Source organism: Rhizobium sp. 268 (assembly GCF_036571585.1).
Taxonomy (GTDB): domain Bacteria; phylum Pseudomonadota; class Alphaproteobacteria; order Rhizobiales; family Rhizobiaceae; genus Rhizobium; species Rhizobium redzepovicii.
In genome coordinates, this window is sequence record NZ_JAPPSO010000003.1 from 26,057 (window position 1) to 42,632 (window position 16,576).

Below are 16,576 nucleotides of genomic sequence, written 5' to 3' on the forward strand. Positions count from 1 at the left end.
GCCAATTGAGGATCAGCCGTCTTCAAACGGGTTTACGAGCTTGAGATCAAGCCCCTCGAAATCTCTGGTGTTGCGGGTGGCGAGCGTGGCGCCGTTTGCAAGGCAGATGGCGGCGATCATCGCATCCTTGGTCTCCATCGGCCGCCCCGCCCTCTTGCGCTGTGCCGCCAAGAGGCCGTAGCGATTGGCCGCGCTCAGGGAAAAACCGAGGATACGGCCTGAAAATTCCGACTCGATCTTATTAAAGTCGGATATCAACGTTGCCTTCCGCCTGCCGTCATCAAGAAGTTTAAGACCATAGCGCATTTCGGCGACGGCAATCGTCGTCAGGAAAAGCGTCTCGACGTCATAGCCATCAAGCCAGTTCAATATCCGCTCGCTGTGGGTTCTCCCCTGCATTTCGGAAATCACATTCGTATCGAGGACGATCATGTGTCGAAGCGCGGCGGTTCGCGGTCGGGTTCGTGGCGCGATGCGGCGATGGTTTCCACCTCCTCATCGCTCAATCTTTCATCGCTCATCAGCGAGCGAAAGCGCTGTCCGGCGGAAGCCCCCGAACGCCCGACAGCAATCTGCCGGCGGATGATTTCGATCGCCTCTTCCGAAAGGCTGCGGCCATTGCGCTGCGCGCTTTCCTGAAGCTGCCGCTTCATTGCATCCGGAACATCGCGAATAAGCAGGTCACCCATCGGCACCTCCATTATGATATCAGTGATATCATAGCGCCTCGCCGGCGAAATTTCAACGCGACGCTCAGAGCGCCTTCGACTTCGCCGCCTTGGTGAATTTCTTGATCACCATCTCCCGCTTCAGCCGCGAGATATAATCGATGAACAGCACGCCGTTCAGATGGTCGATCTCGTGCTGCAGGCAGGTGGCGAGCAGGCCATCGGCTTCCACCGTCTGTTCCTTGCCGTTCCGGTCGAGATATTTGACCGAGACGACGGCGGGGCGTTCGACCTCGGCATAATAATCCGGGATAGACAGGCAGCCTTCTTCGTAGACCGAGCGTTCGTCGGAAGATTTGACGATCTCCGGGTTGATGAAGACCTGCGGCTGCTTTTCCTCGCCTTCGCGCGACACGTCGATGACGAGCATGCGGCGCGGCACGCCGATCTGGATCGCCGCAAGGCCGATGCCCGGCGCGTCGTACATGGTTTCCAGCATATCGTCGGCAAGACGCTGCAGGTCGGCATCGACCCGCTCGATCGGCTTCGAGGCCTGGCGGAGAATAGGATCGGGAAGAATGATGAGTGGCTTGATGGTCATGGCGTTCCCATAACCCATCTTTTCCGACTATGGAATTATCCGGCAGGCAGGGAAGACGCTTTTTTGCATCCCCGCCCGGAATTTCGCCATATTCGCCGCTGGCCGCTGGCCGGCAGCGGTACCGGAACGACCCTTTTGGCCAGCAAGAGCCTCGGCCTGCGAGGACATTGGGGGCGCTATGTCCGTTCACGTTTTGATCTATATATTGCCACCTCTTCTGTTATGGTTACGGCATGACCGCTAGTTCCGATTCGTTCAGTTTGTCGCTTGCCTCCATCAGCCCGGCCATGCTGGCGCTTGCCGGCGGGGTTCTGCTGGCTCTTGTCCTGCTGGTGATCGTGCTGCTGCTGCGCGGCGCAAGCCTTCGCCGCGAGCAGGCGGAGGAGGCAAGCTTTCGTGCCGCTGAAAGCGAGGCGCGCATGGCCGAGCTTTTGAAGATCCAGGCGGAGATGCAGGGCCGGATCGCTGTGATGACCGAGGTGTTCGGCGCGCGGCAGAGCGAGCTGAACCAGGCGATCAGCCAACGCCTCGACGGCATGTCGCAGCGCGTCAACTCGACGATCACCGAGCAGACCAAATCGACGCATGAGAATTTGCAGCGGCTGCAGGAGCGGCTGGCGGTGATCGATGCGGCGCAGAACAATATTCAGACGCTCGCCAAGGATGTCGTCGGGCTGCAGGCCATTCTTTCCAACAAGCAGACGCGCGGCGCCTTCGGCCAGTCGCGAATGGAAACCATTGTCGCCGACGGCCTGCCGATGGGCGCCTATGCCTTCCAGCAAACGCTCTCCAACGGCTCGCGGCCCGACTGCACGATCCGCATGCCGAACGGTGCGCCGCCGCTGGTGATCGATGCGAAATTTCCGCTCGAGGCCTGGAACGCGATCCGCGACGCCGGCAGCCCGGAGGCGGGCAAGATCGCCGGCCAGCAGTTCCGCCGCGACATGGAGATCCATATCAGGGACATTTCCGAGAAATATCTGATCCAGGGGGAAACCCAGGATACGGCCTTTCTCTTCGTGCCGTCGGAATCGATCTTCGCCGAGATCCACGAAAACTTCGAGCCGGTGGTGCAGAAAGCGCACCGCGCGCGCATCGTCATCGTCTCGCCATCGCTGCTGATGCTGTCGATCCAGGTCATCCAGGCCGTGCTCAAGGATCAGCGCATGCGGGCGCAGGCACATCTGATCCAAGGCGAAGTGGCGATCCTAATGGACGACCTCGGCCGCCTCGACGAGCGGGTGCGCAAGCTGCAGGGCCATTTCGCCATGGCGCAGAAGGATATCGACATGGTCGTCACCTCGGCCGACAAACTGACCAAGCGAGGCGCCAAGATCGAAGCGCTGGAATTCGAGGCCGGCGGCGACAGCAAACCGGGCCGCGACACCGAACCCGCAGCCAAATCGGTGGAAAGCCGCACCGGGCTTCTCAAGCTCAGGGTGGTTGACGAGGAGTGACCGCTTCGGGCAGTGTCTCGCCCGCATGCGCCAAAGGACGGGACACCCCTGATGATTACAGTTTTCGGGTCCATCAACATGGATCTCATCGCCACCACCGAGCGTCTGCCGAAGCCCGGCGAGACGGTGGCCGGCAACGGTTTTGCCACCGCCGCCGGCGGCAAGGGCGCCAACCAGGCGCTGGCCGCGCGGCGCTCCGGCCGCTACGTGCATATGGCAGGCGCTGTCGGCAAGGATAGCTTCGCCGCCGATGCCCTTGCCCTGCTCGATGATGCGGGAACCGATCTTTCTCTGGTCAAGCATGTCGACGGTCCCACCGGCACGGCGCTGATCCTTGTCGGCGGCGACGGTGAAAACATGATTGCCGTCGTTCCCGGTGCCAACGGCGTGGTCACCGCTGACGATGCCGAGACGGCGATCGGCGGCATGAAGGAAGGCGATATCTTGATGCTGCAGTTCGAAGTGCCGGCTGATGCCGTCGAACGCGCCCTGTCGGCCGCCCGCGCCAAGGGCGTCACCAGTATCCTCAACCTTGCGCCCTTGATTCCCGATGCGCCGCGCCTCGGCCGGCTTGCCGATATCGTCATTGCCAATGAGACCGAGTTCGAGCGGCTCGCCGGACAGGACGGCATGGACGCGCCGGCGCGCGAGGCAGCCCTGATGCGCCTGCACGCCGAAACCGGCCAGACGCTGATCGTGACGCTTGGCGGCGACGGTGTCATCGCCATTCGCGACGGAGCGATCTTAAGGGCGCAGGGTCTGAAGATCGAACCCGTCGATACGGTCGGCGCCGGCGACACTTTCTGCGGTTATTTCGCGGCGAGCCTCGACGAGGGCCTGGATTTTGCCTCGGCGCTGCGCCGTGCGGCCGTTGCCGGTTCACTCGCCTGCCTCAAATCCGGGGCGCAGCCTTCGATCCCTTGGGGTGAGGACGTCGCAGCCAGGATATAAGCTGCGTCTCTTTGCGAAGCCGCCGGCAGGGCCCTTAATTTTAAGGGGAATTCCTGCCTTTTTACCGCGGCGCACGGCCCAAATTTCATTCAAATTTAACAGATCCCCAGCGATGTTGCTCCTGGTCGCCGGTGACGCATGCCTTTGATCCGGCCGTCCATTGCATAATTCAAAATGCTGCGGCGTCCTTTGCGCGTCTTTAACAGATGCACGGCGCTGCAGGCGGCGGCTCCATGACGGGGCGATGCCTTTGCTCCTGCGCCGGAAAATGCCCGTTCGGCGCATCCTTGCCCGAGGATTCCCATGTCCATATTCCGCATGAAATCGCTTGCCGCGAAGCTCATCGTCATCACCGGCATCGCCATCGCGCTTGTCCTTGTCGTTTCGAACTTTTTCCTCATCGGCCAGACCCGGGACCGCGTCCAGACGCTGACGATGGATCAGGCGAACCTCGAGGCGAAATCGATCGCAAATGAAATCGCCGCCAATGTCGGCGAACTCGCCAGCGCCGCACGCACTATGTCCGGCGTCATCGGCCGCGGCCATGAAGGCAAGGCGCTCGATCGCAAGGGCATGATCAACGTGCTGAAGGCCAATCTCGAGCAGAACGCCTTCGCCTTCGGCAGCTGGTTCTGCGAGCAGCTCGGCGCGCTCGACGGCAAGACCACCGAGATCGCCAACAACAATGACGAAGGCACGAACAAGAACGGCGCCTTCACGCCTTACTGGTCGAAAACCAAGGATGGCGGCATCCAATATTCGACTTTCGACAATGATTATACCGCCGAATGGTGGAAGCTCGCCGCCGACAGCGGCAAGGGCGCGATCACCACGCCCTATATGGCCGAAGGTACCGACGTTCCGACGCTGTTGACCTCGATCGCCTATCCCGTGATGTCGGGTGGCAAGATGATCGGTGTCGGCGGCGTCGACATCTCGCTGAAATCGCTGACCGATAAGCTGCAGGCGCTGCATCCGTTCGGCTCCGGCCGCGTCACGCTGCTGTCGCAGACCGGCAACTGGATCGTCGCGCCGATCCCCGACCTGATGACCAAGCAGTATGACGGCGAAGGCGCCGACACCGTCAAATCGGCGCTGTCAAGCAAACAGCCGGGCCTCGTCAGAAACCTCGCCTATGACGGCCTCGATCCTTTCGACCGCGTCGTCTATCCGTTCGCGGTTCCCGGCGTCAACGCCACCTGGGTCGTGCTCGTCGATGTCCCGCATACGGCGATCAACGCACCGGTGCAGGATCAGACCACCATGATGATCGTCAACGGCCTGATCGTGCTCGGCGCAGTGATGCTGGCACTCTATTTCGCCGTTCGCTCGCTGGTGCAGCGACCGCTCGGCGGGCTGGTTGCCAGCGTCGAAGCGCTGGGCGACGGCAAGTATGACGAACCGGTCGCCGCCCAGGACCGTACCGACGAAATCGGTTCGGTCGCCAAGGCGCTCGAAGGCTTCCGCTTCACGCTCGCCGACAGCCGTCGCCTCGAAGACGAGGCCGCCAGAGAGCGGCAGGCGGCGGAGACCGAGCGCGGCCGTTCGGAATCGGAACGCCAGCAATCGGTATCGCTTCAGCGCCATATCGTCTCGATCGTCGGCGACGGCCTTTCGGCGCTGTCGCAGGGCAATCTCAGTCACCGCATTACCGACGATTTCCCCGGCGAATATGGCAAGCTGAAACAGGACTTCAACGCCGCCCTTGCGAGCCTCGAAGAGACCATCAACACGATGAACCTCAGCGTCGCCAATATCGGCTTGGGCACCGGCGAAATCAGCGACAGCGCTTCCGACCTCGCCAAGCGCACCGAACAGCAGGCGGCAAGCCTTGAGGAGACGGCGGCCGCACTCAACGAACTCACCGCACAGGTCGATTCCAGCGCCGACAACGCCCGCACGGCCGCAGACAGCGTCAACCTCGCCTGCCAGGACGCCGAAAAGTCCGGCGAAGTGGTGCAGAAGGCGATCGCCTCGATGCAAGGGATCGAGCAGTCATCGACGGAAGTTTCGAGGATCATCGGCGTCATCGACGAGATCGCCTTCCAGACCAACCTGCTGGCGCTGAACGCCGGTGTCGAGGCGGCGCGTGCCGGGGAAGCCGGCAAGGGCTTTGCCGTCGTCGCCCAGGAGGTGCGCGAACTTGCGCAGCGTTCGGCCAATGCCGCCAAGGAAATCAAGACGCTGATCAACACCTCGGCCGTCCAGGTCAAGGAAGGTGTCGATCTGGTCGGGCGGGCCGGCGGCACGCTGCACAAGATCGCCGAACAGGTGATGAGCATCAATGATCTCATCCGCCAGATCTCGGCATCGGCCAGCGAACAGGCCGTCGGCCTGAAGGAAATCAACCAGGCCATGAACCAGATGGACCAGGTGACGCAGCAGAACGCGGCGATGGTGGAGGAAGCCACCGCCGCCAGCGTCGCCCTCAACGACGAGGCACAGACGCTGAAGGCGCTTGCTACCCGTTTCAGGGTCGCAGGCTCAGGCAATGCCGCAGCACTGACCTCGGTTGCCCAGCAGATGCGGGCGCCGACTGCCCCGGCCGCTTCGCCTCGTGCCACCCCCGCGGTCCGCCGCGTGGCAGCTCCATCGCGTGGCTCGGCTGCCGTGGCGCAGGATAGCTGGGAAGAGTTCTGAGCATCAGTTCCCTAAAGCGCGTCACGGCTAACTTGATTCATGCGACGCGCTTTAGCTCTTTGTTTTTATGCATGTCGTTATCCGGGAACCGCTGCACACTTCCCGGCGACACGCATTATCATGCAAAAGGCGCCGGGATGAGCCGGCGCCTTTTGCATTTCAGACATAAATGACGCTCAGGCAGCGTTCGACGTCTGTTCCTCATTGAGGAAAGCGTAGATTGCCGAAGCGGAATCCGTGGCGCGCAGCTTGGCGACCAGATCGTGATCGCGCAGCACGCGGGCGATCCGCGACAGGGCCTTCAGATGATCGGCACCGGCACCTTCCGGCGCCAGCAGCAGGAAGACGAGGTCGACAGGCTGGTCGTCCAGGGCTTCGAAATCGACCGGCTGCTCCAGCCGGGCGAAGATGCCGACGATCGAATGGATGTTGACCAGCTTGCCGTGGGGAATGGCGATGCCGTTGCCGACGCCGGTCGAGCCAAGGCGTTCGCGCTGCAGGATGACGTCGAAGATCTCCCGTTCGGAGAGCCCGGTGATCCTGGCGGCTCTTGCGGCCAATTCCTGAAGCAACTGTTTCTTGGAATTTACTCTGAGGGCGGGAATGATCGCATCCTGATGGAGCAAATCTGCCAATGCCATTTCTTTTTCCTTCTGTCGCCGGGATCAAATGCAACGAGCGGCGGCGATACCGCCGCTCACCGCCTGATCTCAGCCTTTGATATTGGCGGAATCGATCCAGCCAATATTTCCGTCGTGCCGACGGTAAACGATGTTCAAGTGTTCCTTGCCGGGGCTGCGGAACAGGAGAAGCGGCTCGTCGGTCATGTCGAGCGCCATCACGGCGGTGGCGACCGACATGGTCTTCAGCTGCTTCGTGCTTTCGGCGACGATGGCCGGCGCGAAATCGTCGGGGATCTCATCTTCGTGGTCAGGAACGGAATCCATGACCGTGTAGGAGACTTCTGCAAAACCGTTCAGATGGTTTCCGGCATGATGGTCCTTCAGCTTGCGCTTGTAGCGGCGCAGGCGCTTTTCGATGCGCTCCGAAGCGGCGTCGAAAGCCAGCAGCGGGTCCGTCGCCTCGCCGGCCGCATGCAGCACCACCCCACTGTCGAGATGAAGCTTGCAGTCTGCCGAGTAACGAGAACTTGCCTTTTCCACGGTCACCTGACCCGAATATCCCCCGTCGAAGTATTTCGTGATGGCCATACCAATTTGGTCCTCGATCTTTTGACGGAACGAGTCACCAATTTCCATATGTTTACCGGACACACGCACACTCATGGAGTTTCCCTTCTTATCGTCGTTTGCGGGTATCAGTTTACGCCAAGCCTCAGGTTCATCCAAGCACTTCGCGCAATCTCAAGCAAGATCGGCGTCAGCCTGCTGGTCCTTGGTGCCCTTCTGATGCTGGGGATAACTCCAGACGCCGTTTGCGGCATCGATTGCGGCGGGCTTCTAGCCAGCCGCTGTTGAAAAGTCAATAGGGCGAAAAATCGGCATCACTAATACACGCGACGCACGCATTGAAAACACGGTAATTACAGCATATTTCACCGGCCGCTTACCAATGACTTTTAGTGGATTCTCGCTGTGGTTGCCATAGCTCGCGCCGGGATCGTCATGGCTGCGACACCGAAGATGACGCAAACGAGTCCAATCCAGGCCGTCGGACTCAGCCTTTCGCCGAGGAAAAGGATGCCGATCGCAACACCGATCGGCACTCTGAGATAGGCTTGCGACGTCGTGCCGACCGAGCCCAACGTTTGGACGAGACGGAAATAGATCGCAAAGGCAAGCGCCGTCGAAAAGGCGGACAGAGCCAGCAGCGCCAGAATCGATGCGGCCGAGGGATCGAGCGTCCACGGCCGGTCGACGACGAGGCTGACCGGCAGGAGAATGACCGCGCCCGAGATCAACGAGCCGGCCGCCGGCACGGCGGGATCGAGCCCCTTGAAGTTCTTGCTGAAAATCGCCGCACCGGCATAGCAGGCTGTCGCCAGGATGATGGCGAGCTGCGCCATCAGGCTTTCGCCGAGACCGCCGAGCACCTCTACGCCGATGACCAGGCAGATGCCGGCAACTCCTGATATGACGCCGAAAAGCTTTCGCGCCGTCACCTGCTCGTGGCGGACTATCAGCACGGTCAGCAGGAAGGTGAAGATCGGCGTTGCCGAATTGAGGATCACCGCCAGCCCGGCATCGACGGATTGTTCCGCCCAGGCAATCAGCGTGAAGGGAATGACGCTGTTCAGACAGGCCTGGACAAAAAACCGCCGCCACGTCCCACCGTCAGTGGGCAGACGGATTCGCCGGTAGCGGAGGACGGCGAGCAGAATGCCACCGGCAATCAGCGTGCGGACGGCGATCAAAGTCACCGGGGGGATCGTCTCGACGCCGATCTTGATGAAAGTGTAGGACGAAACCCAGAGGGTTGCCAGCGCCAGCAGCAGGAGAAGCTCCCTGGCAAGCTTCGGATTTTGCGGCGTCATGGTAGGCTTTCCCAATTCGTTCAAGACGTCAGAGAAATAACGGGGATTTGGAGCTGGATGCTTCGATCAAGACCGAAGCATTGCGGCGTCAGAAGCCGGCGACCTTGGCGAGCGCCCGTTTTTCGCGCCGGCGCTGGACCGAGGAGGCAATGTTCATAGCCTCGCGGTACTTGGCAACCGTGCGGCGGGCGAGATCGACTCCGCCTTTCTTCAGCATGTCGACGATATCGTCGTCGGAGAGCACCGCGTCGGGGCTCTCCTGCATGATCAGCGCGCGGATCTTGTGACGCACCGCCTCGGCCGAATGGCTGTCGCCGCCGGCAACGGCGCTGATCGAGACGGTGAAGAAATATTTGAGCTCGAAGAGGCCGCGCGGCGTCAGCATGTATTTGTTCGAGGTGACGCGGCTGACGGTGGATTCGTGCATCTTGATCGCCTCGGCGACCGTCTTCAGGTTCAGCGGGCGCAGGTGGTCGACACCGTTCAGCAGGAAGGCATCCTGCTGGCGGACGATCTCGCTTGCCACTTTCATGATGGTTTTTGCCCGCTGGTCAAGGCTGCGCGTCAGCCAGTTGGCGCTTTGCAGGCATTCGGACAGGAAGGCGTGATCATCGCCATTCCTGGTCACACGGGAAAAATAGGACTGGTTGACGAGCACGCGCGGCAGCGTATCCGGATTGAGCTCGACCAGCCAACCGCCCTCCAAGGAGGGCCTGACGACCACATCGGGCATGATCGCTTCGGAAACGCCGGTCTCGAAACCGCTGCCGGGCTTGGGATTAAGCTGCCGGATTTCGCCGAGCATATCGAGAAGGTCTTCCTCGTCGACGCCGCAGAGCCGCTTCAGCGTGGCAAAATCGCGCCGTGCCAGCAGTTCGAGGTTTTCGACAAGCGCCTGCATGGCGGGGTCATACCGGTCCTTCTGCCTGAGCTGGATCGCCAGGCATTCGGAGAGGCTGCGGGCGAAAACCCCCGGCGGATCGAGCGTCTGAAGTGCGGCAAGCACACGCTCGGCCGCAGTCAGGCTCGTGCCCAGCCGCTCGCCGGTCTCGACGAGATCGACTTGCAGATAACCGGCATCGTCGAGCTGATCGACGAAGTTCTGCGCGATCAGCCGATCGGCCATGTCGGGCAGGACGAAGGGGATCTGCTGGGCGAGATGATCACGCAGCGACACCTGGCCGGCGACGAAATCGTCGAGATCGTAATCAGTGCCCTCGCCGCCGCTGCCCGGCATCGATTTCCACTGGCCGACGAGTTCCGGCGCATCGAGGCGCTGCGGCGCGCTGTCATCGGGATAGACATTGGTGTAGTTGGCGTCGAGCTCGTCGTTCAGCCGGCTGGTGCTGGCGCTGCCGCCATTGTCGTACCAGTCGCTGGAAAGCGCGTCGGTGCGGTTGTCGTAGCCATCGTCCGAGCCCGCATCCTCCGGCGAATGACCATAAGGCTCGTCCTCGGATTCGCCGCGTTCTGCGCCCGCCTCGCCGTCATTCGACGGAAATTCGAGCAGCGGGTTCTTCTCCACTTCCTGGGCGATGAACTGGGTGAGCTCGACATGCGTCATCTGCAGCAGCTGGATGGATTGCATCAGCTGCGGTGTCATCACCAGCGATTGGTTCTGGCGCAGGAAAAGACTGGCGGACAGTGCCATGACGGACGCGAAACTCCCTCGATTCCTCCGGGAAACCGCGTCCGATCACACTTCAGGCGACGGAAATCCAACTGGCCCAAAAATTGCTTTTTTATCTCATTTGGTCAAGCGGAACTATGTCGGCGCGGTTAATTTCTGCGGTGGGACAGGTGTCGGCGAAAGGTTTGCGCCGTTTCAGGATGACTGAGGCAGCGTCGCCGTCTTTAGCATCATCGACCGTTCAGAGGCTGAAATTGTCGCCGAGGTAAAGCCGGCGCACTTCCGGATTGTTGACGATGTCGTTCGCCCGGCCATGGGTCAGCACTTCGCCGGCATGGATGATGTAGGCCCGGTCGATCAGACCCAGCGTCTCGCGCACATTGTGGTCGGTGATGAGAACGCCGATGCCGCGCGCCGTCAGGTGATGGACGAGATTCTGGATGTCGGCGACCGAGATCGGGTCAACGCCGGCGAAGGGTTCGTCGAGCAGCATGAAGGTCGGGTCGGTCGCCAGCGCACGGGCGATTTCGAGACGGCGGCGCTCACCGCCCGAGAGGGCAACTGCAGCACTCTTGCGCAGCTTCTGGATATGGAATTCTTCCAGCAACTCGTTCAGCTTCTGCTCGCGCTCGGCCTTGTCCTTGACGTGCACTTCAAGCACGGCGCGGATATTTTCTTCCACCGTCAGGCCGCGAAAGATCGAGGCTTCCTGCGGCAGGTAACCGACGCCGAGACGGGAGCGGCGGTACATCGGCATGGTCGTGACGTCGTTGCCGTCGATCTCGATCGTGCCTTCATCCACCGGCACGAGGCCGGTAATCATGTAAAAACAGGTGGTCTTGCCGGCGCCGTTCGGACCGAGCAGGCCGACGGCCTCGCCACGGCGCACCACCAGCGAGACGCCATTGACGACGCGCCGCGTCGCATAGGTCTTCGTCAGACCGCGTGCGATCAGCGTTCCCTGATAACGGCTTTTGTCGGCGGCGCCCGCAGCTTGTGGCCCGGGCTGGCCGAACATGGTGGATAGCGATGATAATTTCACGTGGGAGGCCGGCTTCTCAGTTCTGCTTCTGCTGCGCATTCGGCTGCGATTTTGGATCGAGCTGAATTTGGACACGCCCGCCGCAGCTTTCAAGCTCCGCCTGACCGGTTTGCATGTGAACGGTCAGTTTGCAGCCGGTGAAGACGTTCGGTCCATCCGACAGAATAACCTTGTTGCCCTGATCCGCCGTGAGGATGAATGTCTGCGAGGCCATATCGAACTTGCCGTCATCGGCGGTCGCCGTCTGCGTGCCCGATGTCAGCAGGACCTTGTCGGTCACCAGGATCTTGTCGATATCGGCACTGCCCGATGCCAGCGAGGCCGACTGCTGCGGCTGGGCGGCGGGTTGCGTCCCGTCGGCGGCCGGCTTTGCCGCCTTGTCCTTGTAATAGACGGTCATCTTGCCGGACTGCATCGTCGTCGTCCCCTGGACGACCTTGACCTTGCCGGTGAACAAAGCCGTGTGTTCCTGATCGTGGATTTCCAGCTTGTCGCTTTCGATCTGGATCGGCTGGTCGTTGGAAAGCTTCATGCCCGACATCGTGGCCGCCTGCTGCGCTCCCGCGCCCGCGGCTGTCAGAACAAGGGCAAATGCGCCGGCAATGAACGCCAAGCCAGTCTTGCAAGTGGAAATGCGACAATCTTTTGTCATGGATGACCCGGCTGGTTAAGTGCCCTGTTTATGGATGGTGGATGGATCGACATTCATGCGAACATTCCCCTCGAATGTGATCACCCGCCCCTTATCGGTTATCTGGAGCGTCTTCGCAACAATGGAGGCATTGTCCTTGGTGATGGTGACGGGGTCGTCGCTGCGCATGTTTCCGCCCTTGATATCGAGGCGGGCGGACTGGAAATTCGCGTTGAGGCCGCTGCTCAGCACCAGGGTGAAGGGAGCGGTCATATGCAGGTTGTCGGTGGCGCGGTTGTAGTCGGCGGTCGAGGCGACGACGCGGGCGATCAGGCCGTCATTCATCGGCACGGCGGCCTTGATGGTCTCCAGCGTGATGAGATCGGGATTGCGGATATCCTGCAACGCCCGTTCGGCGAGCATCGAATAATTGATGCCGTCGGAATTGCGGCCCGCGATCGCCGGCTTTTCCATCACGACCTTGCCGTTTTCGATCTTGGCGCCTTCGAACTTGACGTTCTCAGGCAGATAGATGCTGACCAACGCCACCGCCAGGAGGGCAGCCGCGACGATGAGGGCTGCCACCGGCAGCAAAATCTTCAGCCGCCGCACGCGGGCGGAATGGAACAACGCATCGCCATAGGCGCTACGGCCGGAGCCCGCATAGGCGGCATTTCCGTTGTTCTTCAGGGTATCGAGCATAGGTCTCGTTCCATGTGCGGTGATTGCCGCGCCTCGTAACAAAGCCGGCCGCCAATCACAGTTCGTTTCGCATTATTACATTGGCTTGCCAATATGGAATTTTTTCTGCAACAAGCAACAAAACGGAAAAACATCAAAAAGTGGCATTCGTACGCGCCGCTGCCACCTATTTCACCGGATCGATCGGCGGCATGCCGAAGCCGGGCCAGCGCTGGAGGTTTCTCATGGACAGTTCGATCATCGCCGATCGCCGGCGGCTGCGCCGCAAGCTCGGCTTCTGGCGTATCGTCGCGGTCGCCCTCATCGTGGCGCTTGGTCTGGCCTTCTACAGCTTCGCCTTCGGCAATGGCGGGACGGAGCGCCCGCATATCGCCCACGTGACGATCTCGGGACTGATCGTCGACGACGACGAGCTTCTGGAGCGGCTGAAGAAAGTCGAGACCAGCGATCAGGTGAAGGCCGCAGTGATTTCGATCTCCTCGCCCGGCGGCACGACCTATGGCGGCGAAAAGATCTTCAAGGCGATCCGTGCGATCGCAGCCAAGAAACCCGTCGTCTCCGATGTGCGCACGCTTGCCGCCTCCGCCGGCTATATGATCGCCACCGCCGGCGACACGATCATTGCCGGCGACAGCTCGATCACCGGCTCGATCGGCGTCATCTTCCAGTATCCGCAGATCCAGCCGCTGCTCGATAAGATCGGCGTCTCGCTGCAGGAGATCAAATCTTCGCCGCTGAAGGCCGAACCCTCGCCGTTCCACGAAGCGAGCGAGGAGGCCAAGGCAATGATCCGCAACATGGTGGTCGACAGCTATAACTGGTTCGTCGATCTGGTCGCCGACCGGCGCAAGCTGCCGCGCGACGAGGTGCTGAAACTCGCCGACGGCACGATCTATACCGGCCGCCAGGCGCTCAAGGTGAAACTCGTCGATACGATCGGCGGCGAGGCGGAAATCCGGGCCTATCTCAAATCGCGTGGCGTCGACGCCGACCTGCCGATGGTCGACTGGGACAAGAAGAGCAACACGCCCTTTCTGCTCGCTGGGGCTGTTTCGCGGTTGATTACGATCTTCGGTTATGATGATCTCTTGAAAGGCCAGGATATCAATGGAATCCTGCCCCCAAAGTTGCTTCTTGACGGGCTGCTTTCAGTTTGGCAGGTTGGCCGCGATTGATAAGAAATCAATAATTTAAGGGGGCGAACGTGATCAAGTCCGAATTGGTGCAGATTGTTGCAGCACGCAACCCGCATCTCTATCATCGCGACGTCGAGAATATCGTCAACGCGGTTCTCGACGAGATCACGGATGCACTGGCTGCGGGCAACCGAGTCGAATTGCGCGGCTTTGGCGCGTTTTCGGTCAAGAACCGCCCATCCCGCTCCGGCCGCAACCCGCGCACCGGCGATACCGTCTTCGTCGAGGAGAAGTGGGTTCCCTTCTTCAAGACCGGCAAGGAGCTGCGCGAGCGGCTCAATCCCGGTCAGGCCGACGAAGAGGATTGAGCGCCGCACGCCGCCTGCGGCGAATCCGCACTTGATCTCGAAGACCGTTTTCCTATTCTGCTAACGCATCGGCCCCGAAAATCGGAATCGATTTTCGGGGCCGATGCGTAGTTACAATGCGCCGCTCAGAAAGGGCGGCGCCATCCGACGCATGGAGAGCTCCAATGGCCAAGAAGATCGTCAACCTGTTGATTCTGCTGCCGCTCGGCGTCATCCTCATCGTCTTCTGCGTCGCCAACCGCCAAAGCGTCACGCTCGCCTTCAATCCGTTCCGGCCGGAAGATCAGGTGCTTGCGGTTTCTGCGCCCTTCTTCGTCTTCCTGGTCGTTGCCTTGATCGCAGGCATGCTGATCGGCTCGGCCGCCACCTGGTTCAGCCAGGGTAAACACCGCAAGCGCGCCCGCACCGAGGCCAAGGAAGCCATCCGCTGGCAGGGCGAGGCCGACCGCCACAAGAGCCGCGCCGAGGAAATCGCCGGGCAGCTTCCGGCACGATAAACCGGCTCGGTTTCGGCGATGCTTCGGCAGCGGTCAAACCGGAAAAAAGCTCAGTTCCTCATAGTCGCCCTCCGGCGACGTGCCGTTGCCGGTCACACGGAAACCGTGGGCGAGGTAGAAAGCCTTCGCCCGCCGGTTCTTCACCAGGCACTTCAGCCGGTAGCGGTGGCCTGGCCATTCCGGCAGCGCCTGCAGCAGCGCCGTACCGGCGCCAAAGCCCTGGAAGTCCGGGCTGATATAGAGCATGTGGATGAAATCATCGGCCGGCCAGAGCGACAGGAAGCCGGCTACTCCGCCGTTTTCATGCTCACAGACGAAGACCGTCTCGCCATTCGTATGGGCGGCGAAGTCTTCGCGGTGGAATTTGCCGGGATCGACCCAGACGAATGTTTCGCGGCGCACGGAAAGATAAATCTCCGCGAGCATTTCCTGGTCTTCCGCCCGCGGCGGCCTGATTGTCCACGTCATGACGTGGATGTAACCCATGGCCCAACCCACGCCAAGCCCAAAGCGCGTGGCGTCGGGCCCGGATCAGCCAGCCGCCATCTTCGCGACGACGGCGGCATTGAAATCCGAAAAGAACCCTTCGGCGAGCCTCTGTGAGGTCGCATCGAGCAGGCGTGCGCCGAACTGGGCAAGCCTGCCGCCGAGCTCGGCTTTTGCCCGAAAATGCAGGATGGTCTCGGCACCGCTTTCTTCGAGCACGATATCGGCGGCTCCTTTGGCAAAGCCGGCAAGACCACCCTTGCCTTCGGCCGACAGCGTGTAGCTGTTCGGCGCATCCACATTGGACAGTGTCAGCAGCCCATGAAAGGTAGCCGACAGCAGGCTGAACTTGACCTTGATCGTCGCCTCGAAGGTATCCGGCGACAGCCGCTCGATGGCCTGGCAGCCTGGAATGCAGCCGCGCATGATCTCGGGATCGTTGAGCGCTGCCCAGACGACATCCCGCGGCGCGGCGATGCGTTCTTCGCCGGTGAAATCCATTCGATAACCCCATCTCCGATTCGCTCACTTTATCCCAGCGGGAAAGGCTTTTGCCAGGCGGAGAGGAACGTTATCCCGCTCGTTCCGGGGCAAGGAATTGGCGATGAGTGACGAATTGAGGCCGTGGAGCGTGACGGCAAGCCGCATCACCTATGAGGATCGCTGGATCCGGCTGCGAAGCGACGACTGCATCACCGCCGATGGGACCGTCGTCGCGCCCTTCCATGTGCTCGACTATCCCGACTGGATCAACGTCGTGCCTGTCATGCCCGACGGCCGCGTGCTGCTGACTCGGGAATACCGGCATGGACGCGGCGAGATCATCCACGGGCTCGTCGCCGGCGGTGTCGAGCACGGCGACAGCGAGACCGGCGATGCGGCGATGGCGGCAGCCCGGCGCGAACTCCGGGAGGAGACCGGCTATGAAGCCTCCACCTTCGTCAAGCTGCTCACCTCCTACCCGAATGCAGCAAGCCACAGCAACGCGGTGACGAGCTGGCTGGCACTCGACCTCAGCCGAGCCGGTGAACCGCGTTTCGACCCGGGCGAGAAGGTCGAGCTGTTGTTTGAGGATCTTGCCGCCCTCCTCGGCGACCTGCAGTCCGGCGCGGTCATCATGCAGTCGATGCATGTCGCAGCCCTTTATGCGGCGGAAAGCTGGCTTCGCCGGCGGTCATCGGAGGCTTGAAATAAATGCCGCGCCGGCGCGCAGTTGATCCGGCACGCTTTTCTGGGCTACTGCATAATTCAAAGGGCGCTGCAGAAGATGCAG

General features: G+C 61.3%; 20 protein-coding genes. 8 read left to right on the forward strand and 12 right to left on the reverse strand.

The annotated features are described in order from the left end of the window. Positions 1-12: 12 nt before the first annotated feature. The 3 genes from OS035_RS06635 to def all read right to left on the reverse strand — a co-directional run bounded on the left by OS035_RS06635 (position 13) and on the right by def (position 1,269). Complete coding sequence (locus OS035_RS06635) at positions 13-432, reverse strand: type II toxin-antitoxin system VapC family toxin (protein WP_331813561.1); 420 nt, start codon at positions 430-432, stop codon at positions 13-15. Continuing rightward, on the reverse strand, positions 429-689 hold the full coding sequence (locus OS035_RS06640; RefSeq protein ID WP_097624676.1) for a FitA-like ribbon-helix-helix domain-containing protein: 261 nt from the start codon (positions 687-689) through the stop codon (positions 429-431). The genes OS035_RS06635 and OS035_RS06640 overlap by 4 nt, the downstream gene beginning before the upstream one ends. A gap of 64 nt (positions 690-753) precedes the next feature. Then, on the reverse strand, positions 754-1,269 hold the full coding sequence (def, locus tag OS035_RS06645) for a peptide deformylase (protein WP_003588946.1): 516 nt from the start codon (positions 1,267-1,269) through the stop codon (positions 754-756). A 233-nt stretch (positions 1,270-1,502) separates the two neighbouring features. Here def and OS035_RS06650 point away from each other — a divergent pair, with 233 nt between their 5' ends. From OS035_RS06650 to OS035_RS06660, 3 genes are all read left to right on the forward strand, one after another. Further along, positions 1,503-2,726 (forward strand): DNA recombination protein RmuC, encoded by a 1,224-nt coding sequence (locus tag OS035_RS06650; RefSeq protein WP_183779180.1) that lies wholly within the window; start codon positions 1,503-1,505, stop codon positions 2,724-2,726. Positions 2,727-2,777: 51 nt separating this feature from the next. Beyond that, positions 2,778-3,677 (forward strand): ribokinase, encoded by a 900-nt coding sequence (locus OS035_RS06655; RefSeq protein ID WP_183852825.1) that lies wholly within the window; start codon positions 2,778-2,780, stop codon positions 3,675-3,677. Positions 3,678-3,980: 303 nt separating this feature from the next. Further along, entirely contained in the window at positions 3,981-6,317 is a 2,337-nt protein-coding gene (locus OS035_RS06660) for a methyl-accepting chemotaxis protein (RefSeq protein WP_331813562.1), read from the forward strand. Between the two features lie 176 nt (positions 6,318-6,493). Here the strand turns inward: OS035_RS06660 and ptsN are convergent, their stop codons facing one another. From ptsN to rpoN, 4 genes are all read right to left on the reverse strand, one after another. Beyond that, positions 6,494-6,958: a PTS IIA-like nitrogen regulatory protein PtsN gene (gene ptsN, locus OS035_RS06665; protein ID WP_003570770.1), complete on the reverse strand. Its 465-nt coding sequence runs from the start codon at positions 6,956-6,958 to the stop codon at positions 6,494-6,496. A gap of 69 nt (positions 6,959-7,027) precedes the next feature. Beyond that, positions 7,028-7,603, reverse strand: a complete 576-nt coding sequence (gene hpf / locus OS035_RS06670; protein ID WP_003588952.1) for a ribosome hibernation-promoting factor, HPF/YfiA family — start codon at positions 7,601-7,603, stop codon at positions 7,028-7,030. A gap of 293 nt (positions 7,604-7,896) precedes the next feature. Continuing rightward, positions 7,897-8,811 carry a DMT family transporter gene (locus OS035_RS06675; RefSeq protein ID WP_331813563.1) on the reverse strand — a complete coding sequence of 305 codons (915 nt, stop codon included), beginning with the start codon at positions 8,809-8,811 and terminating at the stop codon, positions 7,897-7,899. A gap of 88 nt (positions 8,812-8,899) precedes the next feature. Further along, the gene (rpoN, locus tag OS035_RS06680) at positions 8,900-10,462 is read right to left on the reverse strand and encodes an RNA polymerase factor sigma-54 (protein WP_097624671.1); all 1,563 of its coding nucleotides are present in this window, start codon (positions 10,460-10,462) and stop codon (positions 8,900-8,902) included. Here rpoN and OS035_RS06685 point away from each other — a divergent pair. Then, complete coding sequence (locus tag OS035_RS06685; RefSeq protein WP_310804190.1) at positions 10,461-10,649, forward strand: hypothetical protein; 189 nt, start codon at positions 10,461-10,463, stop codon at positions 10,647-10,649. The two genes, rpoN and OS035_RS06685, sit on opposite strands and share 2 nt — an antisense overlap. A 33-nt stretch (positions 10,650-10,682) precedes the next feature. Here the strand turns inward: OS035_RS06685 and lptB are convergent, their stop codons facing one another. Genes lptB through lptC form a run of 3 tightly spaced genes read right to left on the reverse strand, consistent with a single transcriptional unit; the run spans position 10,683 to position 12,816 of the window. After that, positions 10,683-11,459, reverse strand: a complete 777-nt coding sequence (gene lptB, locus OS035_RS06690; RefSeq protein ID WP_003583867.1) for an LPS export ABC transporter ATP-binding protein — start codon at positions 11,457-11,459, stop codon at positions 10,683-10,685. Positions 11,460-11,499: 40 nt separating this feature from the next. Beyond that, on the reverse strand, positions 11,500-12,135 hold the full coding sequence (locus OS035_RS06695) for an LptA/OstA family protein (RefSeq protein ID WP_097624670.1): 636 nt from the start codon (positions 12,133-12,135) through the stop codon (positions 11,500-11,502). Positions 12,136-12,150: 15 nt separating this feature from the next. Beyond that, a complete protein-coding gene (gene lptC, locus OS035_RS06700) occupies positions 12,151-12,816 on the reverse strand; it encodes an LPS export ABC transporter periplasmic protein LptC (RefSeq protein WP_097624669.1) in 666 nt (221 codons plus the stop codon). A gap of 224 nt (positions 12,817-13,040) precedes the next feature. On the opposite strand from lptC, the gene sppA reads away from it, so the two are divergent. The 3 genes from sppA (at position 13,041) to OS035_RS06715 (ending at position 14,817) form a co-directional block, all read left to right on the forward strand. Next, positions 13,041-13,991 carry a signal peptide peptidase SppA gene (gene sppA, locus OS035_RS06705; protein WP_183779348.1) on the forward strand — a complete coding sequence of 317 codons (951 nt, stop codon included), beginning with the start codon at positions 13,041-13,043 and terminating at the stop codon, positions 13,989-13,991. Between the two features lie 29 nt (positions 13,992-14,020). Then, complete coding sequence (locus OS035_RS06710; protein WP_003544934.1) at positions 14,021-14,320, forward strand: integration host factor subunit beta; 300 nt, start codon at positions 14,021-14,023, stop codon at positions 14,318-14,320. Between the two features lie 164 nt (positions 14,321-14,484). Next, positions 14,485-14,817, forward strand: coding sequence for a LapA family protein (locus OS035_RS06715; RefSeq protein ID WP_003570781.1), 333 nt, complete (start codon positions 14,485-14,487; stop codon positions 14,815-14,817). A 33-nt stretch (positions 14,818-14,850) separates the two neighbouring features. Here OS035_RS06715 and OS035_RS06720 read toward each other — a convergent pair whose 3' ends face one another. Both OS035_RS06720 and OS035_RS06725 read right to left on the reverse strand, forming a co-directional pair. After that, positions 14,851-15,285 carry a GNAT family N-acetyltransferase gene (locus OS035_RS06720; RefSeq protein WP_183779346.1) on the reverse strand — a complete coding sequence of 145 codons (435 nt, stop codon included), beginning with the start codon at positions 15,283-15,285 and terminating at the stop codon, positions 14,851-14,853. A 63-nt stretch (positions 15,286-15,348) separates the two neighbouring features. Continuing rightward, positions 15,349-15,804, reverse strand: coding sequence for a CoxG family protein (locus OS035_RS06725; RefSeq protein WP_097624667.1), 456 nt, complete (start codon positions 15,802-15,804; stop codon positions 15,349-15,351). A gap of 103 nt (positions 15,805-15,907) precedes the next feature. Here OS035_RS06725 and OS035_RS06730 point away from each other — a divergent pair, with 103 nt between their 5' ends. Next, entirely contained in the window at positions 15,908-16,492 is a 585-nt protein-coding gene (locus tag OS035_RS06730; protein WP_183779166.1) for an NUDIX hydrolase, read from the forward strand. Positions 16,493-16,576 lie beyond the last annotated feature (84 nt).